The sequence below is a fragment of the Afipia sp. GW822-FHT03D08 genome, assembly GCF_058801645.1.
In genome coordinates this window covers 1,399,887-1,424,436 of the sequence record NZ_JBXANK010000001.1, presented here as the reverse complement: position 1 = coordinate 1,424,436, position 24,550 = coordinate 1,399,887, and the positions used below count along the sequence as shown (strand labels likewise).

Annotated in this window: 31 protein-coding genes; 19 read left to right on the top strand and 12 right to left on the bottom strand. The window is 62.6% G+C overall.

Features of this window, described 5'->3' with window-relative positions; translation table 11 throughout:
* Positions 1–35 precede the first annotated feature (35 nt).
* Both fliP and AC1RM7_RS07140 read right to left on the bottom strand, forming a co-directional pair.
* The gene (gene fliP / locus AC1RM7_RS07145) at positions 36–794 is read right to left on the bottom strand and encodes a flagellar type III secretion system pore protein FliP (RefSeq protein WP_024918943.1); all 759 of its coding nucleotides are present in this window, start codon (positions 792–794) and stop codon (positions 36–38) included.
* On the bottom strand, positions 791–1,783 hold the full coding sequence (locus tag AC1RM7_RS07140; protein ID WP_024918944.1) for a flagellar biosynthetic protein FliO: 993 nt from the start codon (positions 1,781–1,783) through the stop codon (positions 791–793). Before AC1RM7_RS07140 ends, fliP begins: the two co-directional genes overlap by 4 nt.
* Before the next feature lie 319 nt (positions 1,784–2,102).
* Here AC1RM7_RS07140 and flgB point away from each other — a divergent pair, with 319 nt between their 5' ends.
* From flgB to AC1RM7_RS07080, 12 genes are all read left to right on the top strand, one after another.
* Positions 2,103–2,513, top strand: coding sequence for a flagellar basal body rod protein FlgB (gene flgB, locus AC1RM7_RS07135; protein WP_024918945.1), 411 nt, complete (start codon positions 2,103–2,105; stop codon positions 2,511–2,513).
* Between the two features lie 31 nt (positions 2,514–2,544).
* On the top strand, positions 2,545–2,967 hold the full coding sequence (gene flgC / locus AC1RM7_RS07130; protein WP_006021415.1) for a flagellar basal body rod protein FlgC: 423 nt from the start codon (positions 2,545–2,547) through the stop codon (positions 2,965–2,967).
* Between the two features lie 17 nt (positions 2,968–2,984).
* The gene (gene fliE, locus AC1RM7_RS07125; RefSeq protein WP_006021414.1) at positions 2,985–3,305 is read left to right on the top strand and encodes a flagellar hook-basal body complex protein FliE; all 321 of its coding nucleotides are present in this window, start codon (positions 2,985–2,987) and stop codon (positions 3,303–3,305) included.
* A 37-nt stretch (positions 3,306–3,342) separates the two neighbouring features.
* Complete coding sequence (gene fliQ / locus AC1RM7_RS07120; RefSeq protein ID WP_006021413.1) at positions 3,343–3,606, top strand: flagellar biosynthesis protein FliQ; 264 nt, start codon at positions 3,343–3,345, stop codon at positions 3,604–3,606.
* A 71-nt stretch (positions 3,607–3,677) separates the two neighbouring features.
* The gene (gene fliR, locus AC1RM7_RS07115) at positions 3,678–4,448 is read left to right on the top strand and encodes a flagellar biosynthetic protein FliR (RefSeq protein ID WP_006021412.1); all 771 of its coding nucleotides are present in this window, start codon (positions 3,678–3,680) and stop codon (positions 4,446–4,448) included.
* 9 nt (positions 4,449–4,457) lie between these two features.
* A complete protein-coding gene (gene flhB, locus AC1RM7_RS07110; RefSeq protein WP_006021411.1) occupies positions 4,458–5,531 on the top strand; it encodes a flagellar biosynthesis protein FlhB in 1,074 nt (357 codons plus the stop codon).
* Between the two features lie 157 nt (positions 5,532–5,688).
* The gene (cckA, locus tag AC1RM7_RS07105) at positions 5,689–8,250 is read left to right on the top strand and encodes a cell cycle histidine kinase CckA (protein WP_024918946.1); all 2,562 of its coding nucleotides are present in this window, start codon (positions 5,689–5,691) and stop codon (positions 8,248–8,250) included.
* Positions 8,251–8,398: 148 nt separating this feature from the next.
* A complete protein-coding gene (locus AC1RM7_RS07100; protein ID WP_024918947.1) occupies positions 8,399–9,367 on the top strand; it encodes a Tim44 domain-containing protein in 969 nt (322 codons plus the stop codon).
* Between the two features lie 138 nt (positions 9,368–9,505).
* A complete protein-coding gene (locus AC1RM7_RS07095; RefSeq protein WP_024918948.1) occupies positions 9,506–10,210 on the top strand; it encodes a glutathione S-transferase in 705 nt (234 codons plus the stop codon).
* A gap of 117 nt (positions 10,211–10,327) precedes the next feature.
* A complete protein-coding gene (locus AC1RM7_RS07090) occupies positions 10,328–10,636 on the top strand; it encodes a putative quinol monooxygenase (protein ID WP_024918949.1) in 309 nt (102 codons plus the stop codon).
* Positions 10,637–10,766: 130 nt separating this feature from the next.
* On the top strand, positions 10,767–11,057 hold the full coding sequence (locus AC1RM7_RS07085; protein WP_006021406.1) for a hypothetical protein: 291 nt from the start codon (positions 10,767–10,769) through the stop codon (positions 11,055–11,057).
* A gap of 91 nt (positions 11,058–11,148) precedes the next feature.
* Complete coding sequence (locus AC1RM7_RS07080; RefSeq protein ID WP_492839392.1) at positions 11,149–11,556, top strand: (R)-mandelonitrile lyase; 408 nt, start codon at positions 11,149–11,151, stop codon at positions 11,554–11,556.
* 421 nt (positions 11,557–11,977) lie between these two features.
* Here AC1RM7_RS07080 and AC1RM7_RS07075 read toward each other — a convergent pair whose 3' ends face one another.
* Positions 11,978–12,253, bottom strand: coding sequence for a hypothetical protein (locus AC1RM7_RS07075; RefSeq protein ID WP_444826139.1), 276 nt, complete (start codon positions 12,251–12,253; stop codon positions 11,978–11,980).
* A 48-nt stretch (positions 12,254–12,301) separates the two neighbouring features.
* On the opposite strand from AC1RM7_RS07075, the gene AC1RM7_RS07070 reads away from it, so the two are divergent.
* Complete coding sequence (locus tag AC1RM7_RS07070; protein WP_006021403.1) at positions 12,302–12,649, top strand: hypothetical protein; 348 nt, start codon at positions 12,302–12,304, stop codon at positions 12,647–12,649.
* A gap of 7 nt (positions 12,650–12,656) precedes the next feature.
* On the opposite strand, the gene AC1RM7_RS07065 is transcribed toward AC1RM7_RS07070, so the two are convergent.
* Both AC1RM7_RS07065 and AC1RM7_RS07060 read right to left on the bottom strand, forming a co-directional pair.
* On the bottom strand, positions 12,657–13,079 hold the full coding sequence (locus AC1RM7_RS07065; protein WP_024918952.1) for a hypothetical protein: 423 nt from the start codon (positions 13,077–13,079) through the stop codon (positions 12,657–12,659).
* A 269-nt stretch (positions 13,080–13,348) separates the two neighbouring features.
* Complete coding sequence (locus tag AC1RM7_RS07060; protein ID WP_006021401.1) at positions 13,349–13,525, bottom strand: hypothetical protein; 177 nt, start codon at positions 13,523–13,525, stop codon at positions 13,349–13,351.
* A 1,132-nt stretch (positions 13,526–14,657) separates the two neighbouring features.
* Here AC1RM7_RS07060 and AC1RM7_RS07055 point away from each other — a divergent pair.
* On the top strand, positions 14,658–14,945 hold the full coding sequence (locus AC1RM7_RS07055; protein ID WP_024918953.1) for a GIY-YIG nuclease family protein: 288 nt from the start codon (positions 14,658–14,660) through the stop codon (positions 14,943–14,945).
* 187 nt (positions 14,946–15,132) lie between these two features.
* On the opposite strand, the gene AC1RM7_RS07050 is transcribed toward AC1RM7_RS07055, so the two are convergent.
* Together AC1RM7_RS07050 and AC1RM7_RS07045 are read right to left on the bottom strand one after the other, a co-directional pair.
* Positions 15,133–15,612 carry a hypothetical protein gene (locus tag AC1RM7_RS07050; RefSeq protein WP_024918954.1) on the bottom strand — a complete coding sequence of 160 codons (480 nt, stop codon included), beginning with the start codon at positions 15,610–15,612 and terminating at the stop codon, positions 15,133–15,135.
* A 231-nt stretch (positions 15,613–15,843) separates the two neighbouring features.
* Positions 15,844–16,386 carry a hypothetical protein gene (locus AC1RM7_RS07045; protein WP_024918955.1) on the bottom strand — a complete coding sequence of 181 codons (543 nt, stop codon included), beginning with the start codon at positions 16,384–16,386 and terminating at the stop codon, positions 15,844–15,846.
* A 200-nt stretch (positions 16,387–16,586) separates the two neighbouring features.
* On the opposite strand from AC1RM7_RS07045, the gene AC1RM7_RS07040 reads away from it, so the two are divergent.
* From AC1RM7_RS07040 to AC1RM7_RS07030, 3 genes are read left to right on the top strand one after another with little or no spacing between them, the layout of a single operon-like run.
* Positions 16,587–18,239, top strand: coding sequence for a fumarate hydratase (locus AC1RM7_RS07040; protein ID WP_024918956.1), 1,653 nt, complete (start codon positions 16,587–16,589; stop codon positions 18,237–18,239).
* Positions 18,240–18,248: 9 nt separating this feature from the next.
* Positions 18,249–18,452 (top strand): hypothetical protein, encoded by a 204-nt coding sequence (locus AC1RM7_RS07035; RefSeq protein WP_024918957.1) that lies wholly within the window; start codon positions 18,249–18,251, stop codon positions 18,450–18,452.
* Complete coding sequence (locus AC1RM7_RS07030; RefSeq protein WP_024918958.1) at positions 18,449–19,123, top strand: DUF429 domain-containing protein; 675 nt, start codon at positions 18,449–18,451, stop codon at positions 19,121–19,123. The genes AC1RM7_RS07035 and AC1RM7_RS07030 overlap by 4 nt, the downstream gene beginning before the upstream one ends.
* 30 nt (positions 19,124–19,153) lie before the next feature.
* Here the strand turns inward: AC1RM7_RS07030 and AC1RM7_RS07025 are convergent, their stop codons facing one another.
* Positions 19,154–19,735 carry a TetR/AcrR family transcriptional regulator gene (locus AC1RM7_RS07025; RefSeq protein WP_024918959.1) on the bottom strand — a complete coding sequence of 194 codons (582 nt, stop codon included), beginning with the start codon at positions 19,733–19,735 and terminating at the stop codon, positions 19,154–19,156.
* A gap of 84 nt (positions 19,736–19,819) precedes the next feature.
* Between AC1RM7_RS07025 and AC1RM7_RS07020 the strand changes: the two genes are divergently transcribed.
* Positions 19,820–21,154 (top strand): carotenoid oxygenase family protein, encoded by a 1,335-nt coding sequence (locus AC1RM7_RS07020; protein WP_024918960.1) that lies wholly within the window; start codon positions 19,820–19,822, stop codon positions 21,152–21,154.
* Between the two features lie 333 nt (positions 21,155–21,487).
* Here AC1RM7_RS07020 and AC1RM7_RS07015 read toward each other — a convergent pair whose 3' ends face one another.
* From AC1RM7_RS07015 to AC1RM7_RS07000, 4 genes are all read right to left on the bottom strand, one after another.
* Complete coding sequence (locus AC1RM7_RS07015) at positions 21,488–21,784, bottom strand: hypothetical protein (protein WP_006021392.1); 297 nt, start codon at positions 21,782–21,784, stop codon at positions 21,488–21,490.
* 111 nt (positions 21,785–21,895) lie between these two features.
* Positions 21,896–22,468: an inner membrane-spanning protein YciB gene (locus tag AC1RM7_RS07010; protein WP_024918961.1), complete on the bottom strand. Its 573-nt coding sequence runs from the start codon at positions 22,466–22,468 to the stop codon at positions 21,896–21,898.
* A 10-nt stretch (positions 22,469–22,478) separates the two neighbouring features.
* Positions 22,479–22,859, bottom strand: coding sequence for a hypothetical protein (locus AC1RM7_RS07005; RefSeq protein WP_024918962.1), 381 nt, complete (start codon positions 22,857–22,859; stop codon positions 22,479–22,481).
* A gap of 42 nt (positions 22,860–22,901) precedes the next feature.
* The gene (locus AC1RM7_RS07000) at positions 22,902–23,471 is read right to left on the bottom strand and encodes a hypothetical protein (protein WP_024918963.1); all 570 of its coding nucleotides are present in this window, start codon (positions 23,469–23,471) and stop codon (positions 22,902–22,904) included.
* Between the two features lie 110 nt (positions 23,472–23,581).
* On the opposite strand from AC1RM7_RS07000, the gene AC1RM7_RS06995 reads away from it, so the two are divergent.
* Complete coding sequence (locus AC1RM7_RS06995; protein ID WP_006021388.1) at positions 23,582–24,325, top strand: TetR/AcrR family transcriptional regulator; 744 nt, start codon at positions 23,582–23,584, stop codon at positions 24,323–24,325.
* The last annotated feature ends 225 nt before the right edge of the window (positions 24,326–24,550 follow it).

Below are 24,550 nucleotides of genomic sequence, written 5' to 3'. Positions count from 1 at the left end.
CGCTCCTCGCAATGACGTAAGTGGGCACGCTGACATCACCCGCCGCCGTAGCTTTGCACGAGGCTGCCTGCCACCAGCGACCAGCCGTCCACCAGTACGAAGAAGATCAGCTTGAACGGCAGCGACACCACCACTGGCGGCAGCATCATCATGCCCATCGACATCAGGACCGATGCGACGACGAGATCGATAATCAGGAATGGCAGAAACAGCAGGAAGCCGATCTCGAACGCGCGCTTCAGTTCGGAGATCATGAAGGCGGGGACAAGGATACGCAGCGACATCTGCTCCGGCGACGCGGCAGGCGGCTCGCCCGACAGATCCATGAACAGCTTGAGATCCTTCTCGCGCACATTCTTCTGCATGAAGCTGCGCAGCGGCACGGTGCCGCGCTCGAACGCCTGCTCGACGGTGATCTGGTTGGCGACCAGCGGCTTGATGCCGTCGTCGTAGGCCTGTTGCAGCACCGGCCCCATCACGAAACCGGTCAGGAACAGCGCCAGCGCGATGATGACCGAGTTCGGCGGCGCAGTCGCGGTGCCCAGCGCCGTACGCAGCAGCGACAGCACCACCACGATGCGGGTGAACGACGTCATCATCACCAGGATCGACGGCGCGATCGACAGCACCGTCAGCAGCGCGATCAACTGGATCGCGCGTTCGGTGACGCCGCCGTTGCCCTGACCCAGATTGATGCTGATATCCTGCGCGCCCGCGGGTTCGATCAGGAACCCGGCGGCGGCGACAAGACTGGCAAAAAATAAAACTCTACGCGGTGATGTCGAGGATCTCACGCGGGAGGCTTTGGACGGCCGAGGAGATTGGCCATCTCGTCTTCGAGATTCTCAAACGCAGCCTTCGGAGTGGGCGGCGGCGGAGGCGCCGGCGGCACTGGCGGACGCGGAGCGCCTTCGGAACGGGGCGCCGGCCGGTTGCCCATCGGTTCGGGAGCAACCGGTGGCGCGCCCGGCCGCTCGACCGGGCCGATCGACGGCGCGGTATCAAGGCGCGGTTCGCCGCCGGGGCGGCGCAGGGCGGCTTCGAGCCGCTGCGCCATATCGGCAAGATTCTGATCGGCCGATGACAGCGAAGGATCGGCGGCGGGACGCGCCGGCGGACGCGGCGGCAGCGGCGGCGCTTTCGGAGCGTCGCCCGAGCGCGGCAAGCGCGGTGGCAACGGTTCGCTGCGCTCGCTTCGCGGGATTGCGCGAGGCTCCGAACGCAGCATCGGTTCGGGCCGCAGCGAGGGCTCCGGACGGATCATCGGTTCCGGCGTGAAGCTCGGCATCACATCGGGGCTGTGCCGTTCGGGCAGGGGAGCCGCAGGGCGGCGGGTGTCGTCGAAATGGGGCGCGCGCACCGGGCGCGGCGGCGATTCAGGCGCGAGGGGCTCGCGATGTTCAAATGTGTCGGCATGGGGGGCTTCGCTGTCGGACCAACCGGCATCAGGCGCCAGACGTGGCGGAAGCTCGGTTCCCACAGGCCCGCGCGGCGCTGCCTGGTCGCGCTGCGGCATGCTGCGCACGATATTGGGTTCGACCACGAGATCGGCGGGGCCGCCGATCATCAACAGGTGCTCGACGTTGTCGCGCCGGACCAGCACCAGCCTGCGGCGGCCATCGACCGCCGCGGCGTCGATCACGGCGAGCCGGGGCATGCGTCCCCGGCTGGCTCCGGAACCGCCGAGACTGCTTCCGCCAAACCGGCGAACCAGCCAAGCGGCCACTCCGATCAACGCAAGAACGATGACGAAGGCGATGAAGAACCAAAGCGTTTGCGGCATGTCCTGTCCCCGTCAAACAACACTCGCATCTATGCCAGATTCGCAGGTCACTGGCCGCGAAACAAGCAGTTTGGGACGAATTGAGTGCTAAGTGCGCGCTACCGGTTAATTCTTGGCGGCAAATGCTGCCGCCGGCGGATCAGTACCCTATTAAAGCGCGGCGGGCCGAAATAGTTCTTCTGCCGGTACTTCAATGACTTGTCCGTTGAAGGCCATTCATGGCGAAATTGGGTCCGGCCGGTTCTTAACTCCTTATTAACCATACACACGGCAAATTCTGCCTACCTGAGGCGCTGCGCTTCGGGTTGAGGGCTGGCCGATGGCGATCACCGATCTTCCGATGTTGTCCGCGCTTCGCACCAAGATGCAGTGGCATCAGGAGCGGCAGCGGGTGCTTGCGGACAACGTCTCAAATTCCGACACGCCGAATTTCAAGCCGCGCGACCTGGTGGAACCCAAGTTCGACAGCAGCGGCGCGGGCCCGGTGACTGGCGCGATGCCGTCGCTGTCCATGGCGCGCACCAGCGCCGGGCACATCCAGGCGACCGGCGTCAGCGAGAATTTCAGCTCAAGCAACCGCGGCGGCTACGCGACGCGGCCCGCGGGCAATGCCGTCAATCTCGAGGACGAGATGCTGAAAGTCTCCGCCAACCAGGGCGACTACGCGGCGGTGACCGCGCTCTACACCCGCAGCCTCGGGCTTCTGAAGACCGCCATCGGAAAGCGGTAACGCGCATGACCCCGCCTAGGAGAGCCAAAGCATGAGCGACGGCAACGATTTTCTCAGGTCCATGAGCATCGCGACGTCCGCTCTGCGCGCGCAGGCAGGCCGGATGCGGGTGATTTCGGAAAACATCGCCAACGCGGATTCGACCGCAAAGACCGCGGGCGGCGATCCATATCGCCGCAAGGTGCCGACGTTCTCCTCCGAGCTCGATCGCACGCTCGATTCGCGCGTCGTGACGCTGGGGAAGATCAAGCCGGACAATTCGGAATTCCGCATCAAGCACGAGCCGGGCAATCCGGCGGCGGACGCCAACGGCAACGTCAAATACCCTAACGTGAACTCGCTGGTCGAAATGACCGACATGCGCGAAGCGCAGCGATCTTATGAAGCCAACCTCAACATCATCTCCGCCACGCGCCGGATGATCCAGCGCACCCTCGATATTCTCAAGGCCTGACAAAAGGGAATCAACTCATGGCTTCGCCAACAGTCGCTGCCAATGCCTATGCAAGCCTTGCGAAAATCATGGAATCAGCCGGCGGAGCCGCTGGCGGCGCCAAGGTTGGTGACACCGGCGGGGTATCGTTCGGCGCACTGCTCAAGGAAAGCCTCGGCAGCGTGATGGATGCGGGGCGCAAGTCCGACGCGCAGACCATCGCGATGGCGCAGGGCAAGGCCAACGTCATGGATGTCGTGACCGCGGTGGCCGAAACCGACGTCGCGGTGTCGACGCTGGTCTCGGTGCGCGACCGGGTGATCCAGTCCTACGAAGATATCATGCGGATGCCGATCTGATTCTGGCTTTTGAAATGCCTGCGGGCGGGGGATTGAAATGACAGGTGCTGAAGTTCTCGACGTCTCGCGCGATGCGATCTGGACCATCGTGAAGGTGTCGTCGCCGCTTTTGATCGTCGGCCTCGTGGTCGGCGTCGCGATCTCGCTGGTGCAGGCGCTGACGCAGATTCAGGAGCAGACGCTGGTGTTCGTGCCGAAGATTCTCGCAATCTTCGTCACACTTGTTCTGGCGTTGCCGTTCATGGCGGACGCGCTGAACAGCCAGATGCTGCGGATATCGTCGCGAATCATCGGCGGCTAGCGCATGATCGGGGACTTGTTCAGGGACACGTCGTTCAGGGGCGGGGCAGGTCTTCTCGGAGCAGGTCTTCCATGCGTATCGACATCTCGCTGCTTCCGGCGCTTGCTGCGGCCTTCATGCTGGTGTTCGCCCGCATCGGCGCCATGGTGATGCTGCTGCCCGGATTCGGCGAAGCCAATATTCCTGTCCGGGTCCGCCTTGGCATCGCGCTGGCGCTCACGCTCATTCTCCTGCCGCTGCATCGCAATGCCTATACCGTCAGCATGACCTCCATCGCGCCGCTGCTGGTGCTGATGGTTCAGGAAATCATCATCGGCGTGGTGCTCGGCGCTACCGCGCGCGTCACGCTCTCCGCACTGGCCGTGGCCGGTTCGGTCATCGCCCAGCAACTCGGCCTCGGTTTCGTGACCACGATCGACCCCACGCAGGGCCAGCAAGGTGCGCTGATCGGCAACTTCCTGACCATGCTCGGGCTGACGCTGCTGTTCGCGACCGACATGCATCATCTGGTGATCGCGGCGCTGAGCGAGAGCTACAACGCATTCTCGCCGGGCGAACTGATGTCGAGCGGCGACGTCGCGGCGCTGGCGACCAAGGCCTTCGCGACGGCTTTCAAGATCGGCATCCAGTTGTCAGCGCCGTTCATCGTGTTCGGTCTGGTCTTCAACCTCGGCCTCGGCGTGCTGGCGCGCCTGATGCCACAGATGCAGGTGTTCTTTGTCGGCGTGCCGCTTTCGATTCTCGGCGGCTTCCTGATCCTGGCGGCGATCATCGCCACCATGATGGGAACTTACCTCGACTACTTCGGCGGTGTCCTCCACGAACTCGCGCCGCGGCGCTGAGGGCAGGGCATGTCAGACGAGGACAAGGAATCAAAAACACAGGACCCGACGCAAAAACGTCTCGACGATGCGTTGGAAAAGGGCGATGTCGCCAAGAGCCAGGAGGTCAATACCTGGTTCGTGATCGCTGCCTCGACGCTGCTGCTGTCGTCGTTCTCCGGATCGATCAGCAAGGGCATCGAGGTGCCGATGCGCAACCTGCTGATGAACATGCATCAGATCCGCGTCGACGGTCCCGGCCTGCTGTCGTTGCTCAGCCAGATCGAGCTGATGCTGATCGGCGTTCTCGGCGTTCCGCTGCTGCTGCTCTTGATCGCGGGCGTCGGCAGCAATCTGATCCAGCACCGGCTGGTGTTTTCGACAGAGCCGCTCAGCCCGAAATTCAGCAAGATCTCGCCCATGGCGGGCTTCCAGCGGCTGTTCGGCAAGCAGGCGGGTGCGAACTTCCTCAAGGGCGTCTTCAAGGTCGTTCTGCTCGGCGTCGTGATGTTCCTCGTATTATGGCCCGAGCGTCACCGGGTTGATGCGATGATCCGGTTCGACCCGATGTCGATCCTGAACGTCACCAAGACCATCTCGGTTCAGTTGATGGGCACGGTGGTCGCAGCGCTCGCGCTGGTGGCGGCGCTCGACTACCTGTTCCAGTACCGGCAGTGGTTCGAGCGGCAGAAGATGTCGCTGGAGGAGATCAAGGAAGAATACAAGCAGTCTGAAGGCGACCCGCACATCAAGGGACGCATCCGGCAGCTTCGCCATGCGCGTGCAAAAAAGCGTATGATGGCGGCGGTACCTACGGCATCGGTGATCATCACCAACCCGACCCACTATGCGGTCGCGCTGAAATACGATCGCGGCATGGCGGCGCCGGTCTGCGTCGCCAAGGGTGTCGACGCGCTGGCGCTGAAGATCAGGGAGATCGCGACGGCCAACGATATCCCGATCGTCGAGAACGTGCCGCTGGCCCGCGCACTGCACGCAACCGTCGATATCGACGACGAAATTCCGGTCGAGCACTATCATGCGGTCGCCGAGGTGATCGGCTACGTGATGAAGCTCAAGCGCAGGATTTCCGGCCTTGGCTAATCGCTTGTTGACCTTGGGGAACCGGGTCTGGCGCGGGCGGGAGCACGGACGTAATGTGCCTTGCATTGGAAGGCCCGATTCAGGCACTCAGAGGCCGGTCGACTGCGAACTACAATGACTTGCGCGTCTTTTGCGGACTACGCGCGAACAGGCTGAGATGACAACCGATACGGGCAACGAACTTCGTCCCTCTTTCGCCGCCGTGCATGAGCCGGCCCGGCGAAGCGGAAGCATCTTTCTTGTGCTGCTGGTGGCGGGTGCGATCATTGCCGCGGCCGTAGCCTTTATGACCCTGGGCCGCACCCAGGCCCAGCCTTATATCCTGGTACTGCTGGCTTTGCTGGCGATGGTCGGGCTGTTCACGCTGTTCGCCTTTGCTGCCGGGATCGTGCGGTTCGCCGATCGTCTGGCGGAAGACCCGATCACGCGGCCGATCGCCGATCATGCGTTCGACGGGCTGGCGGTGACCGATCCGCGCGGTCATGTCGTTTACGCCAATACGGCCTATCTCGCGCTGACCGGCGCATCCGGTCCGAACGATGTGCGGCCGGTCGAGCGGGTCTTCATTGGCAATCCCGACGTCTCCGAAGCGGTGTTTCGCCTGCTCAAGGCCGCGCGTGAGGGCAAGCGCCAGCAGGAGGAGGTCCGCGTTGCAGGCGTCGACAGCGCCCATGGCCGCTGGCTGCGCATGCGCGTTCGTCCGCTGGGCACCGACAAGCGGCAGGCAAAATTCGCGGTGTGGTCGGTGGCCGACATCACCCGCGACCGCGAGCGCCAGGAAGACGTCTTCCAGGAATTGCAGCACGCCATCGAATATCTCGATCATGCGCCCTGCGGCTTCTTCTCCGTCAACGCCAAGGGCGAACTGGTCTACGTCAACGCGACGCTCGCCAACTGGCTGGATTACGATCTTGCGGAAATCGGGTCCGGCGGCCTGAAGGTCGCCGACATCATGTCCGGCGACGGCGCGTCGCTTCTGACCTCGATCACCCCGGAGCCGGGCGAGGTGAAGACCGAGGTGTTCGATCTCGACCTGCGGATGCGCAACGGCAAGACCATGCCGGTGCGGCTCTATCACAAGCTGGCGTTCGGCGCCGACGGCACGCCCGGCGCATCGCGTACGCTGGTCATCAATCGCGCGCGCGACGATCATTCCGATCCGCAGCGCGCGGCGGAAGTGCGTTTCATGCGCTTCTTCGATCATACGCCGATGGCGATCGCCACCGTCGACAAGGCGGGCAACATCGTGCGCGCCAATGCACGGTTCGCCAAGCTCACCCAGAGCCTGTCACCGGCCGGCACCGGCAGCAAATCGATCTTCGCGGTGGTGCACGAGCGCGAGCGCGGCGAACTGGTTACCGCGATCAACAAGGCCGCCGACGGGCAGGGCGATATTCCGCCCGTCGAGGCGATGCTGGACAGCACCAAGGAGCGCTGGGGCCAGTTCTTCGTCACCTCCGTCGAGCACGACGCGCGCGATGCGGAAGCCGCGATCGTCTATCTGCTCGATACCACCGAGAAGCGCACGCTCGAGAACAGCTTCGCGCAGTCGCAGAAGATGCAGGCGGTGGGTCAGCTCGCCGGCGGCATCGCCCACGACTTCAACAACGTGCTCTCCGCCATCATGATGGCGAACGACTTCCTGCTGAACGCGCACAAGCCGACCGATCCGTCGTTCCAGGACATCATGCAGATCAAGCAGAATGCCAACCGCGCGGCGGCGCTGGTCCGGCAATTGCTGGCGTTCTCGCGCAAGCAGACGCTGCGTCCCCAGGTGCTCGACATCGGCGATGTGCTCTCCGACATCAATGTGCTGCTGAAGCGCCTGCTCGGCGAGAAGGTGAAGCCCGAATTCGTCTACGGCCGCGACCTGTGGCCGGTGAAGGCCGACCTGTCCCAGTTCGAGCAGGTGATCGTCAATCTGGCGGTGAATGCGCGCGACGCGATGCCCGAAGGCGGCAAGCTGACGATCCGCACTGCCAACGTATCGGCGAAGGATGCCGAGCGCGGCGAATACAAGGGCATGCCGGCGGCGGACTATGTTCTGGTCGAGGTCACCGACACCGGCAGCGGCATTCCGGCGGACATCGTCGACAAGATCTTCGAGCCGTTCTTCTCGACCAAGGAAGTCGGCAAGGGGACCGGGCTCGGTCTCTCCACGGTCTACGGCATCGTCAAGCAGACCGGCGGCTTTATTTATGTCGACTCGGTCGAAGGACGCGGCACCGTGTTCCGGATTTTCCTGCCGCGGCATTTCCCGGAAGTCGAAGCCGTTCAGGAAGCTCCGGCGGCCGCCAGCGCGGTGGCGCAGGCACCGGCTCCGACCCGCGCGCCGGATCTGACAGGGCACGGAACCATCCTTCTGGTCGAGGACGAGGACGGTTTGCGCTCGCTCAACGCGCGCGGTCTTCGCTCGCGCGGTTACACGGTCATCGAGGCGGAGAACGGTCTGGATGCCCTGGAAGCCTTAGAGCGCGAGGAAGGCGCGGTCGATCTCGTTGTGTCCGACGTGGTGATGCCGGAAATGGACGGTCCCACCATGCTGACCGAGATGCGCAAGCGAAATCCGGACCTGCGGATCATCTTCGTATCGGGTTATGCGGAAGATGCCTTCGAGAAGAGCCTGCCGGAAGGCCAGCAGTTCAACTTCCTGCCGAAACCCTTCACGCTGAGCCAACTTGTGGCTTCGGTGAAGGAAACCATGACAGCTCCGTCATAATCCGGGCCTGATTCGACCACGCCCCCGCGACTGAGGGCCGCAGGCCCTGTCCTGCCTATCCGCTTCCCTTATCTCGCGACGCTCCCCATGTATTGCGGGTCCCCTTTGCCGGGGATCAATGCCCCTTGAGGGCCGAGAGGGAACAGACATGATTTCGTCGCAGCGCTTGCGCTCAGTCATCAAAACACTTGCTGTGGTCATGGCGGTCGCCATGCCGCTGGCAGTCACCATTTCATCGTCGGTGGATGCCCGCCCGAGCAGCGGCGGCAGCCGCGGTTCGCGCACATTCTCCGCGCCGCCATCAACTCCGACTGCGCCCAACGCTGCGCAGCCGCTTAACCGCACCATCACCCAGCCCGGCGCGAAGGCACCGGCAGCGGCGCCCGCAGGCGGCGGCTTCTTCAACCGTCCCGGCATGGGCATGCTCGGCGGTCTTGCCGCGGGCTTCCTCGGCGCCGGCCTGCTCGGCATGCTGTTCGGCGGCGGATTGTTCAGCGGCCTCGGCGGCCTGTCCTCGATCATCGGCCTGATTCTCCAGATCGGCCTGATCTACCTCGTGGTTCGTCTTGCGATGTCGTGGTGGAAGCGCCGCAACGCGCCGGCCTACGCCCACGCATCGGCTGCGCCCGGTCAGGCTCCGCAGCCGGATCAGGGACCGATGGCCAACGCGCGATCCGGCTTCGGCTTCGGTCTGGGCGGCGGTTCGAACGACGCGCCGCTTGAGATCAAGCCGGACGACTATGATGCGTTCGAGCGTCTGCTCGGCGAAGTTCAGACCGCGTGGTCGAACGAGGACATCGGCAAGCTGCACACGCTGGCGACGCCGGAAATGGTCTCGTACTTCACCGAAGATCTCAACGCGAACAAGGAACGCGGCGTGATCAACAAGGTGTCCGACGTCAAGCTGCTGCAGGGTGACCTTGCGGAAGCCTGGCGCGAAGGCACCACCGATTACGCAACTGTCGCGCTGCGTTACGGCCTGATCGACAAGACCATCGAGCGTGCCACCGGCAAGATCGTCGAGGGCAGCGATGCGCCGCAGGAGGTCACCGACGTCTGGACGTTCGTGCGCCGCCCCGGCAGCCAGTGGGAACTCTCGGCCATCCAGGCGACCTGATCCCGCCGGATCGCTCAAAGATAATGAGAAAGGCGTCGCGCTCGCGCGGCGCCTTTTTGTTTGGTGGCTGGAAAGCGATCCTTCTGAACATCCGGCCGTGCCGGGTGTTACCATCGCCGGACCATCAAGGGATTCCCCATGCGGTACGAACTCTATTACTGGCCGACCATTCAGGGCCGCGGCGAATACGTCCGGCTCGCGCTGGAAGACGCGGGCGCGGATTACATCGATGTCGCGCGGGGCAGGGGCGGCGAAAGCAAGATGATGGCCATGATGAAGCGCGGAGCGAAGCCGCCGTTCGCACCGCCGTTTCTGAAAGCCGGCAAGCTGGTGATCGGACAGACCGCGAATATCCTGCTCTATCTCGGCGCGCGTCACGGGCTCGCGCCGAAAGCCGAGGCGCAGCGCCTATGGGTGCATCAGCTTCAACTGACCATCGCGGATTTCGTGGTTGAAGTTCATGACACCCATCATCCGCTCGGGCCGACGCTTTATTACGAAGACCAGCGCCCCGCCGCCAAGACGCGCACCGGCGAATTCTGGAGTGATCGTGTGCCGAAGTTTCTCGGCTATTTCGAGCGGCTGATCGGCGCCAGCGGCGGGCCGTATCTCAATGGCCGCAGGCTTTGCTACGCTGATCTGTCGCTGTTCCAGATCGCCGAGGGGCTGCGCTATGCGTTCCCGAACAGCATGAAGCGCTTCGAGCGCAAGGTGCCCCGCGTGATCGAGCTGCGCGACCGGATTGCAGCGCGGCCGAACATCAAGGCCTATCTCGCAAGCGACCGGCGCATCCCGTTCAACGAGGACGGCATTTTCCGCCACTATAAAGCGCTCGACCCGTAGGACGGAATATTCCCTGACGCCATAACAAATCAATTTGATCTGCAATGGCAAATCATGTTGCGGCTTCCCTGCTAATAGTAGCGCGGTAGCGAAGGTACTCAATCAGGGAGCAGACCTATGACGAAATTCGCGCTCTACGTTCCGCTTGAAGCAAAGCCGGGCAAGGAAAAGGATGTCGCCGCGTTTCTGAAATCCGCGCTGCCGTTGGTCGATGCCGAACCCGGCACGATCTCCTGGTTTGCAATCCAGGAAGGTCCGTCGTCGTTCGCGATCTTCGATACATTCAACGACGAAGCCGGCCGTGACGCCCATCTCAACGGCAAGGTGGCCGCGGCGTTGATGGAAAAAGTGAAGACGGGCGATCTGTTCGCCAAGGCTCCGCAGATCATGAAACTCGACATTATCGCTTCCAAGCTTCCGAAATAGGCCTTAGAGCGCGGCGCATCGGTTTTATATCGCTCCTATATCGAAGGCAGCCTGGCCCTCTCGAATTCCTATGGCCCACAGATCATCTTCCGGTTGTCACATCTGCGTTGTGGCGATTTGGGAGATGGCCATGGCCGCTTTGTTTACGGGCGACGACAATCGCAACTTCTATGCCGAGGATGATTATCGCGCCTATCTGATCAGCCGCAATCCGCCGCCGATCGTTCATCACTCCGGCTCGGTTTATGTGAAGCGGTTGCGCGTCCATGGGCGGCGCGCTGTGAATCTCGTGGACTTCGTTCTGCATCGCATGGTCGAAGCGCTGGCCAGATCCAAGACGCGCCGTATCCAACGTGAATTGCAATTGCGCGGCATACGCTATCCGCAAGAGACGCATGACGAGCCGTCATCGCCGCGTTGAAATAAGAACTCCCCGATTGCAGGATTGCCGCGTAGACTGAGCGTCTGTTTCGATGCCGGTCCCGGCGATCCCTCACTCCGGAGTTTTTCTCATGAAGATCACACCATCCGGCTCCGTGCCGACTAAGCGCGCGCCTGCGTCCTATTTCACCGGCACGGTATGGCAGGATCCTGTGATCGACACGCCTGCCCCGGCACGACTCAATGCGACGCGCGTAACCTTCGAGCCCGGTGCGCGCACGGCGTGGCACACCCATCCCGTCGGTCAGACTCTTTATGTGCTGTCAGGCACCGGCCGCGTGCAGACGGAGGGCGGCCCGGTGCTTGAGATTCACCCCGGCGACGTGGTGTGGATTCCGCCGGGTGAAAAACATTGGCATGGCGCCGCGCCGACAAGCCTGATGACTCACCTCGCGATGCAGGAATCCGAGAACGGCAGCTTCGCGACATGGCTTGAGCACGTGACCGACGCGCAATATGCAGTGCAGCCGTCAAAGTAACGGGTGTCATCGCGCTGTCGTGCATCTGCCGCAGCGAAACGGCGTGAATAATTTCATCGCGAAACATGTCCGAAGTGCTGACGCATCGCGTTGCGCGGCGCAACGACGAATGCGCTTGACGATTGGTGTGCATACGACTTTAGTTTGCGCGGTCTGGGAGGTGCGTATCATGCCTTATGGGTCCGGGTTTCTTCTCAACAAACATCCTTGCGCTCAATGCGGTCAGCCGATCGCTTCACCGCTTTGGTCCGAGCGGGAGCGTAATCGCGTTTCGTTTCTGTGGTCATGCCATGCGTGTGACTATCAGTTTGTCACCATCGCGATCCTCAAGTCCGAGATGAGGGAGGATCCGGTTCCGCGGCAACCGCGAATGGCTGAAGTCGCGGTCCACGACGAGCCGGCCATCGCAGCCTGATTGTCTTCAAGCGTCGATGCGGATCAGCGCCGGTCCCAATTCAGGGTCGTGACGCTTGCGCAGATGCGCCGGGCTTTCGGTGAGGATGACTGCGAGGGTGGGGCGCGCATGCGCCTCGCCGAGGTGTCCCGCCATGGCGCTGCCGCCTCGCCGCCCTGTGCGCTGTCCGCCGGTGTCGGGCAGCGGTTTCGATTGCGTCGCAGGTTCCATTTTGACTGAAACGTCAGCGGCGCGCGCGATCAGGGTTCCCGAATCACCCATCTCGCCGCAATACTGTCGCATTCGCCCTGTCTGTTCCGGCTTCATTCACATCGCGAAGCAGGAGGATCGATGCGCATCATCACCCCCGCCATCTATGCAGCCCTGCTCGGGGGCGCGATCTACATCGCCATCTCGCAGAATCCGCTGCCGAACGCGGTCGCATCCGTACAGCCCGAGGGCACCAAGATCGCCTACGCGGTGCCGACCGACAGCAAATCGCCCCCGGTGGTGCGCACCGGCAGGCGCGAAGTCTGCCGCCAGGCGGTGACGGCGAAGCATCTCAGCCGCCATCAAGCCCGCGATCATATGCAACTCTGCGTGGCGCAGGCGCGGGTCGAATGCCTGAAGCAGGCGATCGACCAGAAGCTCCGCGGCGCAGCCCGCCGTGTCTATGTGAAGAGCTGCGTCGCGGCGTAATCCGTCCCTAGCGGATCATCAAATCCTCAACGCGTGCAGCGACAGGCTCTGCTGCCTCCGGCTGTGCTTCGTGGAGAGGCACTGCGGGGAGTTGCAGGACCGTGGCGCGCTGACCGGGATCGAGCTGGGTCAGCAGCACGAGCTGCCCGTCGGGAAATTCCAGCGCGTCATGATGACGGTTCGGGTTGTCGAGATCGACGGTCCGGAACCGCGCCACGGTATGACGAACCTTTTTCCTGAAGAACGCTCCGTCGTATTCCACCTCGCGTTCGAACGCGAGTTCGGTGCCGGGGCGAACGCAGACCGCAACATTCGGCTCACCTTCGCCGGTGAAGCCGCGGGTTACGGTCATGGGAAATTTCGTCGACACCAGCTTTTCGCCAAGCCTGACGGGGCGGCTTGCGACGGCGTGCAGACTATAGTCACACATTGCGGCCACTCCTGTTGTTGATCGATCAACCGGGTGATGCGCGGTGACAAAAAGGTAATGCTCTTGGAGCGGCGTTGTTATGCTGGAGCGTCGTCACCTTTTCGTGAAACGGCGAAGGCCGTGTTGCTCCATCCCTGATGTGTCATGGACGGGACTGACGTGGCCATCCATCTTCGAGTGATGCTTTTGCAAGGATGGATGGATCGCCGGGTCAAGCCCGGTGATGACGTCATGATTGGTTGAGACGTCGCGCTCAGCCCGGTGGGCGGTCAGCGGCTCAGGTGAGCGGGCGTTCTGTCGCGCATGTGTGCGGCGCACTTCTCCCGCGCCATGCGCTCGGCCAGTTCGACGATCTTCAGGCGTCCCTGCATGTTGGGAATGGCCCTGAACGCGGCGAGCAAACGCTGCGCTTCCTCGTCCGATGTCACCAGAATATCCCTCAGCATTGTCCGTCCCTGCGACTTTAAGCGTCTCTTGGTTAGGCCGCTTCTTAGTCGCGGGACGTTACCATCCGGTTCATGCGCGAATGTGACGGTTTTATCGGGGTGCTGGCGTGGTTAAGCGGGCGTAAGCGCGGCGAGGGAACAGCGCGGTTCCTTATGGCGTGTCCGCGCACGCTCTCTCGTCGGCCCCGCGATCTTTCTCCGCTCGTCCCCGCGAAGGCGGGGACCCATACTCCCTGGACCATCGTGTTGTTGGGAGCGGGACAACTCTTTCCTTCGTCATCATAACGCTTAGTGGTTATGGGTCCCCGCCTTCGCGGGGACGACATTGGTCGTGTTGCGCGATCGCGCGCACCATCTTCTCCGGATTCAGTTTTCAAACAGCCCGCACTTGCAGATGTGCGCCATCGCCCCTGTTGTTATGACGGCGTCGCGCGCGGGGCTTGCCCCGTTCGCGCCAAAGACAACCCGCGCCACCAGCGGCCACGCGCCATCGCCCCTGTTGTTATGACGGCGCGGGGGCGCCCGAAACTCTTTCATCGCTTCGCCCCCAATTGAGGGCGCGCGGAACGCCGGATGCGCGAGCGCATCCGCAGCCCCGTGTGCAAAAGTGAAAAGCACACGAGCATAGTCACCACGGTTGCGCCGGAGGCACCCGGCGTTCCGCACGCAATGGTTGGAACGGCTTGCTGCGTGAGGCACCCCCGGTGGCCGGTGCTGAGTACACCACCGTTGTGTGGACTGACGGACTCGTCCATCGCCCTCTGTACGAGGAGCGACGGCGTCGTCCTGCCCCTTGGCGCGAAGCCGATGCGCCGGGATGACACGCCTTGGGCCGTCCGCGATACGGTGTGGTCGTCATCTCCGTGCCGCGCGAAATCACCCGGCAGGCCGGGACATTCCACACGCGTCACGGCCTTCGAACACCGCCGCGGCCACCGCATCCCGCCCCGCGTATCGTGACGATCGCGAAACGCCCCTCATGACGGGGCGGGACGAGAAGGAATATAGTCCTAAAAATGAAATTGTCAAGTCCGGCGACGCGGAGATTTATGAGCAGGCTGGTGCAGTTATGATTGTCATTCCGGGGCGCGCGACTTCGCGCGAGCCCGGAATCTATAGCCGTGCGGTCACAATGGCCTATTACGTCTACCTGCTCGCGAGCAAAAAGAACGGGACGCTCTATCTCGGCGTCACGAACGACATCGTTCGGCGCGGATACGAACATCGAACCAAAGCTGTCGATGGTTTTACAACGCGATACGGCGTGGACAAGCTCGTCTGGTTTGAAGTTCATGATGACGCGCTGACCGCGATCACCCGCGAGAAGGAATTGAAGAAATGGCGGCGGGCGTGGAAGATTCGGCTGATTGAGGAAAACAATTGCGAATGGGTTGATCTATATCCCGAGATTGCAAGTTAGCCATGGATTCCGGGCCTGCGCCAAGAGGCGCATCCCGGAATGACGGGCTGAGGCATTCATGTGGGGCTAAAGCGAGTAGGGCTCCCTGCTATTGAGAGTTCTTCGAGCCTTGCAAGGTCTCGCTGTTCTTGGCCTTTGATCCAACATTCTCTCCACAGCTGAGCTTAGGACAAATGACGTGTTCGCCTCACACACCCTTCTCCCGCGACATCGTGATGCGCACGCCGTTCTTGGCGACAGTGCAGTGGACGTCGAGCTTGCGGTAGCGTGAATCGATATTGTAGCCGCGGATGATGTTGGTGCGGCTGACGCAACGCTTCGCGCCCTTGACCGCGTCGGGCTTGGGGATCGTGAACACCAGCGCCGCCGCCGTGCCGAGGAAATCGTAATAGGCTTCCGCCGGCTTCTTCTTGTCGGTGGAGGCGAACACGTCATTGGTGCGGTTGCGGCTCGAACAGCCGAGCGAGGCCTGCGTCACGGCGGGGTGTTCGAGATAGATCACGCCGGCGACCGTCTTGCCGATCTTGAGCCCGGGAATCTGGTTGACGAGATCTTTTGCGAGATCGTCGCAGCGGTCGGCGCGGGCAGGGGTGCTGCCGAGCGCGGCCACGGCGGCAATAAGCGCAACTGCGACGACGGAATGTCTAAAAACCGAGGTGTTTGTCATGGTTTCTCCCACGGCATTGAAGCGTGCGGGAAGGGTGAGTGCAAGGGGGCGCTCTTTATCCCTCCCCCTTGTGGGGAGGGTAGCTTGTCGCGCACTTGTGCGCGGCAAGCCGGGTGGGGGTGTCGTTCAGCGTCGAAGATTTCAAGCGTAATGATGTACCCCACCCCGGCCTCGCTTCGCTTGGCCGACCCTCCCACAAGGGGGAGGGAGAAGATGCGTCGTTATGAGAATTCAAAACCCGTAGATCATCACGCCGATCGCGAACCCGACGAGCAGCACGAGATTGAACAGCGTCGGGACAGCGACAAGGAATGTCGCGCGGCCGAGATGTTCGTTATGCGCCGCATAGGCGATGGCGCAGGCGGCGATCAGCGGGAAGGCGATGACCTTCGCGGTGGTTTCCACCGCGCCGAACGCGCTCCTGAACGCGAGCCCGTGCGCGATGACCGACGGCATGTCGCTCAGCCATGCCATGATGATGATGGTGCCGAGCGCGACGATCGCGTGCCGCACGCGGCCCATGGCGGCGAACACGATGGCGGCAATGGCCAGCACCGGATGCGCGGCGAGGTGGGCCTTGACCAGTCCGGCGCCGATGCCCGAGCCGATATGCGACATGTCGCCGAACAGCGTCGGCGCGTCGGAGAGCCCGAGCCCGGCCTCGATCAGGGCCAGAATAATGAGCACGGCGCGCAGCCCGAGCATTTGCGGGGCAGGCATCGATGTGGCCTCGGGCGCGGCGGAATCGGCAATCACCGGCGTAGCGGGGGACATGTCTGAAAGTCCTGATCGAAATCCATTCTGAAAGGCCGCACCGTAGCGCGTCCTCAGGCCGCGCACAGCCGCCCTGCAACGCTTCTGGCCATCTTCCCTTTGTCGGAAAAGCGATTAGAACGGTTCAAACCTAAGATGAGGCGCGAGCAGGACCCTTGAAAGTCCAACGCTTTTCGCCCTTCCAACCCGCGAGACCCTCCATGAACGCCCCGATCCCTGTGCCCGCGCCCAAAGCTGTTCCGCCCTACAAGCACACCCCGCTGTTTCCGCTGGGCGCGGACAAGACGCCGTACCGGAAGATCACGGCCGAGGGCGTCCGGGTCGAGACGGTGATGGGCAAGGAGATGCTGGTGGTGACCCGCGAGGCGCTGCGTGCGCTTTCCGAGGCTGCGTTCGGCGACATCAACCACTACCTGCGGCCGGGCCATCTGGCGCAGCTCCGCAAGATTCTCGACGACCCGGAAGCCAGCGATAACGACAAGTTCGTCGCGTTCGACTTTTTGAAGAACGCCAACATCGCCGCCGGCGGCATCCTGCCGATGTGCCAGGACACCGGCACCGCGATCATCATGGGCAAGAAGGGCGCACGCGTCATCACCGAGGGCGATGACGAGGCCGCTCTGTCTGAGGGCGCGCGCGACGCGTATCTGCGCCGCAACCTGCGCTATTCGCAGGTGGCGCCGCTCTCGATGTTCGAGGAGAAGAACACCGCCAACAACATGCCGGCGCAGACCGAGATCTATGCCGAGGGCGATGACACCTACAAGTTCATGTTCATGGCCAAGGGCGGCGGCTCTGCCAACAAGAGCTTCCTGTTTCAGGGGACGCCATCGCTGCTGACCAAGGATCGCCTGCACGCCTTCCTGAAGGAGAAGGTGCTGACGCTCGGCACCGCCGCGTGTCCGCCGTATCACCTCGCCATCGTCATCGGCGGCACCTCGGCCGAACTCTGCATGAAGACGGTGAAGCTCGCCTCCGCGCGCTATCTCGATGAACTGCCGACGCACGGCTCGCCGGACGGCAATGCGTTCCGCGATCTGGAGATGGAGCAGGAAATCCTGAAGATGACGCAGTCGCTCGGCGTCGGCGCGCAGTTCGGCGGCAAGTATTTCTGTCACGACGTGCGCGTCATTCGCCTGCCGCGTCACGGCGCGTCGCTCCCCATTGGTCTCGGCGTGTCGTGTTCGGCGGACCGGCAGGTGCTCGGCAAGATCAACAGGGACGGCGTGTATCTGGAGGAACTCGAACACAATCCGGCGAAGTATCTGCCCGAGGTGGAGGCCAAACTCGGCGGCGAGGTGGTGCAGATCGATCTCAACCAGCCGATGAAGGATATTCTCGCCACGCTGACGAAGTATCCGACCAAGACGCGGCTCTCACTCACCGGCACCATGATCGTGGCGCGCGACTCTGCGCATGCCAAGCTGCGCGAGCGCCTCGAGAAGGGCGAGCCGCTGCCGGATTATTTCAAGAACCATCCGATCTATTACGCTGGTCCCGCGAAGACGCCCGAAGGCTACGCGTCCGGTTCGTTCGGCCCGACCACGGCGGGTCGCATGGATTCGTTCGTGGATCAGTTCCAGGCGGCGGGCGGCTCAATGGTGATGCTGGCGAAGGGCAACCGCTCGGCGGCGGTGCGCGACGCCTGCAAGAAGTACGGCGGGTTCTATCTCGGCTCGATCGGCGGTTCGGCGGCGAACCTCGCCGAACACTGCATCAAGAAGGTAGAGGTGGTGGAATATCCAGAACTCGGCATGGAAGCGATCTGGCGCATCGAGGTCGAGAACTTCCCGGCCTTCATCATCATGGATGACAAGGGCAACGACTTCTTCAAGGAACTGAATCTGGGGTAAGATTTGACCGTGCCAGCCAAATCCAGCAAGCCGCCGTGGAAGAAGCCGAGCCCGCGCAAAAGCCGCGGCGGAAAGTCGTCGAAGCTCTCCCCGGAATTGCGGGAACTGGCGCGCGAACGCGCAGCGAAGGCGGGGCGTCGCTATCCCAACCTCATCGATAATATGTGGGCGGCGCAGCGTGCCAAAGCCTCAAGGATCGATGGCGATGCATGATCGCCCTCGGCCTTGATGGATTCAGAAACGGCTGGGTCGCCGTCCGCATCGATGGCGCGCGGCGCACGATTCATTTTATCGGGCATGTGCGTGAGATTGTTGCGCTCGGCTTTGACCGCGCCGGCATCGATATTCCCATCGGCATGACGGAGAATGGCGTTCGCGACTGCGATCTCATGGCGCGCGAAAAGCTCAGGCCGCATTCGTCGCGCGTTTTCACCGGCGCGCGCCGGTGGCTTTGGCAGGATTTCACCGACCCCGACAAGGCCAACGTTGAAGCGCAGCGGCGTGGGCAACCGCGGGTGTCCCGGCAGCTCTGGCATCTCGGCCCGAAGATCATGGAAGTTGATGCCTTCGTTCAGACGAACCCGTCTCTTGAGGTTCGCGAGGTGCATCCCGAACTCGTGTTCCTGCGGCTCAACGATGGCCAGTCCCTCGAGTCGAAGAAGTCAGCGCGCGGCGCGGAACTGCGACGCGGACTGCTCAGGCGCGAGGGTTTTGCGATGATCGACAAATGGCTGAACGAGACGCGCATCGGCAAGGGTGCGAGAGCAGACGATGTCCTCGATGCCTGTGCCTGCGCGATTGCGGCGCGAGATTTCCGTGCTCGTCTGCCCGAAGGGGACGCACCGCGAGATTCCAGCGGACTGCCCATGCAGATCTGGTTCTAGAACTGGCTCTGCCGCAAGTCGGGCGGCAGTTTACTTCCCCGGCGCGATGCCCTTGAACGACAGCCGCAGCGCCGCAGCGACCCGCGGATCGTTCTTCTTCCACATGCCGTCGCTGATCAGCGATGCCACGCCGTGCGCGACGGCCCATGCCAGCGCCAGCGTATCGGGATCCGTCGGCTTGCCGGGATCGGTCTGGACGCCCGCAACGGCGATCCGCAACTGGTCGAATGAACCGGGGATGCCGTCGGTCTCGGCGCGGCTGTCCGAGCCGAAGCGGCTGAACGCCAGGCGAAACAGCCGCGGCTCCGCGGAGGCGAAGTCGATATAGGCCATCGCGGCGGCGTGCAGCCGTTCCTTGCCCTTGAGGCCTGTCGTCGCCTTCTGCGTGCGATGGGCGAGCAGATTGAGCGCCTCGGCTGCCACCGCCGCCAGCAATTCATCCTTGTCCGCGAAATGCTTGTAGGCGGCGCCCGAGGTGACACCGGCGTCGCGCGCGGCCTCGCGCAGGCTGAAGTTCTCCGCGCCGCCCTTGCGGACGCGCTCCATCGCGAGGGCAACCAGGGCGCTGCGCAGGTCGCCGTGGTGATAGGCCTCTTTTTTTACCGGCTTCATGTAACTGGTGTTTACATTGGCTTGGCCGAGTCGTAAAGTATGCACTGTTTACTTAAGCCAAAAAGGCGTTCAGGGAGAACAAGGATGAGTCAGGTGGAGACCACAGCCGAGAAGCCGTACTGGGAGCGGGGCAACCTTGCGCCGGTCTTTGAAGAGGTGACCGCGTTCGACCTGCCAGTGGAGGGCGCGATTCCGCCCGAGCTGAACGGGCTCTATGCGCGCAATGGCGCCAATCCGCGCGAGGGTCATGCCGGCCATTGGTTCATGGGCGACGGCATGCTGCACGGCGTTTCCCTGAAGGACGGTAGGGCGGAGTGGTACCGGAACCGCTGGGTCCGCACCCCGCGCTTCAACGGCGCGCCGTCGCGGCCCGGTATCCCCGACATCCGCGCCTCCACCGCCAACACCAACGTCATCGCCCACGCCGGAAAAATCATGGCGCTGGTCGAGAACGCGCTGCCGATGATGATGACCCGCGACCTCGATACGGTCGGTTTCCATGACTACGGCGGCAAGCTCGATACGCCGTTCACCGCGCATCCGAAAATCTGTCCGACGACTGGCGAAATGCATTTCTTCGGTTACGGCTTCATGCCGCCGTTCCTGACCTATCACGCAGTGGACGCGAGCGGGGCGCTGTTGCGCAGCATTCCGATCCCGACCAAAACGCCTACCATGATGCACGATTTCGCGATGACGTCGGACCACGTCATCTTCATGGATCTGCCGGTGGTGTTCGACATGCCGGCCGCGCAGCGCGGGACCATGCCGTTCGCGTGGAACGACAGCTACGGCGCACGGCTTGGAATTCTCAAGCGCGGCGCGGGGATCGAGTCGCTGCACTGGGTAGAGATCGATCCATGCTATGTCTTCCATGTCGCGAACGCGTTCGAAGAGGCAGACGGCACCATCGTGATCGATGTGGCGTGGTACAAGGAACTGTGGCGCGGCGGACCTTCGGCAACGAGCTTCGACAAGGCCTCGCTGAAGCGCTGGCGAATTCCGCCCGGAGCAACCAGGGCGCAGGAGCAGTTGCTGGACGACAAGGCGATCGAGTTTCCGCGCGTCAACGAAAGCCTGACCGGCTCGCGGCACAACATCGTCTATTCGGTCGATACCGGATCGGATCTCGCGTCCGGGCGCTACACCAGCGTGCGCAAATACGATCTGAAGTCCGACAATAACACGGTTCATGACTTCGGGACCGGTGTGCCGAGCGAGTTCGTGCATATCGCCCCCGAGGGCGGCACCGGCGAGGATGACGGCTGGCTGATGGGATTTGTCTACGACCGCGCCCGCGACGTCAGCGATCTCGTCATTCTCGATGCGCAGAAGATCGAGTCCAAACCGGTGGCGCGGATCGGTTTGCCGGCGCGGGTGCCGCAGGGCTTCCACGGCAACTGGATGCCGGGAGTGTAATGGATTTCGCCGCGTTGGGGAGGCTGTAATCTCGCTCATTCCCGCGCAAGCGGGAATCCAGTTCTTCAAGTCAGGACTGGGTCCCCGCTTTCGCGGGGACGAGCGGTTGAAGATGCACGGAGCAAGAAGTTGTCATGGCCGGGCATAGCCGTTCGAAGAACGGCGTCGCTTTCGCTCGCCTATGACCCGGCTATCCACGTCTTAAACATACTATGAGCGAAAGAAGAAGACGTGGATCACCGGGACAAGCCCGGTGATGACGTCCGTAAGTGTTGAGGTGTGCGGCGTTTTACAAGTTTCCCTCTACCCGTAAACGGAAGAGGGAGCGCGTTCTTACGCCCGCGTTCCCTTGAACGGGAAGCTGCCCATCGGGCCGATGCTGACATCGCCGGAGATGGAATCGCCGTCGACCTTGCCTGAGAAGGCGAGCGTCAGCGGCATCGGATTGGTGATCGAGGCCTTCCATGCCACGTCATTGCCGTTGACCGTTCCGTCGACGATATCGGCTTCGTTGCCGTCCGCCGCCTGCTTGCCGGTCAGCGCGCCGCCATCGGATTTCAGCGTCAGCGTCGCATCGCGATCGCCAAGCGGCGTGCTCAGGGTGATATTCCAGTTTCCGTCGACTGCCATGTGTTTCCCTCTCTCCGCGCCCCGCAAGCCTGAATTGGTCTGAAGCAGGACGCGCCAGCGCCGATATAACGCATTTTCCAGACGCGGATGCAATTTGCCCGCGTCAATTTGTCAGGCTGATGACACCTGGGCGGCCGCGGCTGCGGCGCGGAGCTTCCGGGTGATGGTGACCCGGAAGACGACATACTGAATGGCGAAGGCCAGCACCTTGGCGCCGATGGCAATCACTGTCACGTAAAACGCCCACAGTTTCACGTCGCCAATCACGGCGAATACAATGACGCCGATGCCGAGGACGAACATCAGAACGGCCCAGGCATAGCCCGCAATGGTGACGAGGTGAGGGATGTTCTCCTGCACGATCGGCGGCAGGTAACGCAGCATCCAGCCTTTGCGCAGCATGATCGCGCCGATGGCGAAATGCGCGATGCTGGGTTTGATCAGGACGAAGCGGGGGTCCTTTGTCAGCAGCGTCGCGCTGCCGAGAACGATGACGAGCCCAAGGCTCGCCCACGTCATGATGTCGAGTTTCTGCTGCTTGATCCGCGCGCGGATGAATTGCCCGACCGCGCCTGTGATGGCGACGCCTGTCGCGATTAAAATGTCTCCCGTCGCGGCATAGACCACGAGGAAGACGATGGTAGAGAAGAAATCGACGAAGAGCTGACGAAAGACGGCGGCCATGCCGCAACTGTCACACGGGGCCGGGCGCCGGAGCAAGGGCTTTCGGGGTTTCCGGAGCTTGGCGGAACGGGACGGGCAAGCTGCGCACCTTGGCCGCGGGCTTGCAGGCGCAATCGGTCACCGCGCCGGTGATGTCGGTCTGCGATACCAGAGGCTCCGTCGTATCGTCGCCGGCAAGAGAAACGCCGGTGAGCGTCAGGACAATTGCGAGACTGCCCCAGATCGCGACGCTTGGCTTCGCGCTGGTGGTTCGCCCGAACACGATCTGGGCGACGACCACGGAGATCGCGGCCAAGGCCGCCAGCACAACATCGCCGACGAGAACGAAGGCAGCGAAAAAGACAGCAGTCGAGAGGAAGCCGAGGACAATCTTGAGAGCAGTGCGGGCCATCGAAGGCTCCTTGAGTTTGTAACGATTGCGCTGTGGTCGGGATCAGGCAGCAGCCGCATTGGCGCTGGCCGCGATCCCGGCGCGAACGTGCTTCGGGTACCATTTCGTGAAGTAGGTGGCGGTGTTGCGGGCGGCGAACGCGATAGCGGCGCAAACCCACAGCGGCGTGCTGGGCAGATAGATCGTCACCATGTCGGCGAGGAGCATCAGAACAAAGGCTGCGCTCCAGACCCAGGTGAGGATGTAGTTGGTCCGCATGAAGTGCGGCAGCTTGGCGGTTTCGGCATCAACCACTTCCCGCGCATGCTGAATCGTGAAGGGCAGGCGGATTGCGATGGAAACGAGTGCGATGGCGAGCACGCTGCCATCGACGGCGAGACGGACGGATGTCGGGCTCATCTCGGCGGCAGCGATAAAGTGGTATCCGGCGAGCGAAGTGAAAATGACTAGGGCGCCGATGGGCAGCATCTTGATCGAGCGGCCTTCGATCATATCTCGGAGGACCAGGCCGAGAGCGACCAGAGCGCTGGCCGCAAGGCTGATCTTCACCGTCGTCAGCAGCATGAGCGTGGCGAAAGTGGCGAACGGAGCGAGGATCAAAAAGAGGGCCATGGCGGTCTGCCTGGAAATATCTTGACGTTGTAAAGATGCATTTAGGCCCTCGCCGGGGAGTCGTCAAGGAAAATCTTGACAGCGTCAAAATGCATACCTAGATTGCGGTCATGGGTGCTCAAAACGCAGCAAAGCGGGAGAAACTCCCGAAGACCGCAGCGGCTGGAAAAAAGCCGCTGTCCAAGCCTGCGTCTGTGAAAAAAACATCTCCGGCCGCTGCCAGGTCCGCTCACAAGGGTGATCGCGGCCAGCCCTATCATCACGGCGATTTGCATGAAGCCCTGCTCAAGGCGGCCAAGACGGTCGCCGAGCGTGAGGGCATCAACGGGCTGACACTGCGTGCGGTGGCGCGCGAGGCGGGTGTCTCACATGCCGCGCCGGCCCATCATTTCGGCGATGTCACCGGTCTTTTGAGCGAACTGGCGGCCATCGGTTTCAAGAAGTTCTCCGAGCAACTGGGCGCTGCGACGTGCAGCGAGGTTGCTCCTGAGGCTGTCGCTGCACGCAAGGCCAGCGCCTACGTCGCCTTTGCGCAGGATAATCCGTGCATGTTCCAGTTGATGTTTCGGGGCGAGCGCCTCGATCACGACCGGCCCGCGCTGCGCGAGGCATCCGAAGCCGCCTTTATCAAGCTCGCCAACATCGTTGCTGCCCGCCGTCACGAAGAGGTCGTACCCGACCATCTGACGCTGGAGCAGGCGGCCGATATCGCGCGGATCTGGTCGATGGTGCACGGATTCGCGATGCTTTATCTGGATGGCCGGCTGTCGCCGATCATGGACGGCCTGCCGCCCGGTACGACCGTGGAAGCGTTGCTTGCCACGATGATGACGCCGGACCATCGGCCAATTTAAGTTCGGCCCTCATGCTGCCGATATTTTGAGCGGTTGCCCCGATGCCCTGCCGGGGAAGGCGCGCGCGGTATCACCGTCATCATGAAAACGCTGTGAAATGTGCCCGGCGCGAACTGGAACCCGTTTTGCCAGGCGCTGTTGTCACACATCGCCATTGGCAGCGTCAGGCGTGTGGATCGTTCTTGGGCTTGACGCGAAAATCATGTCATGTTGTGCGGAATCGCA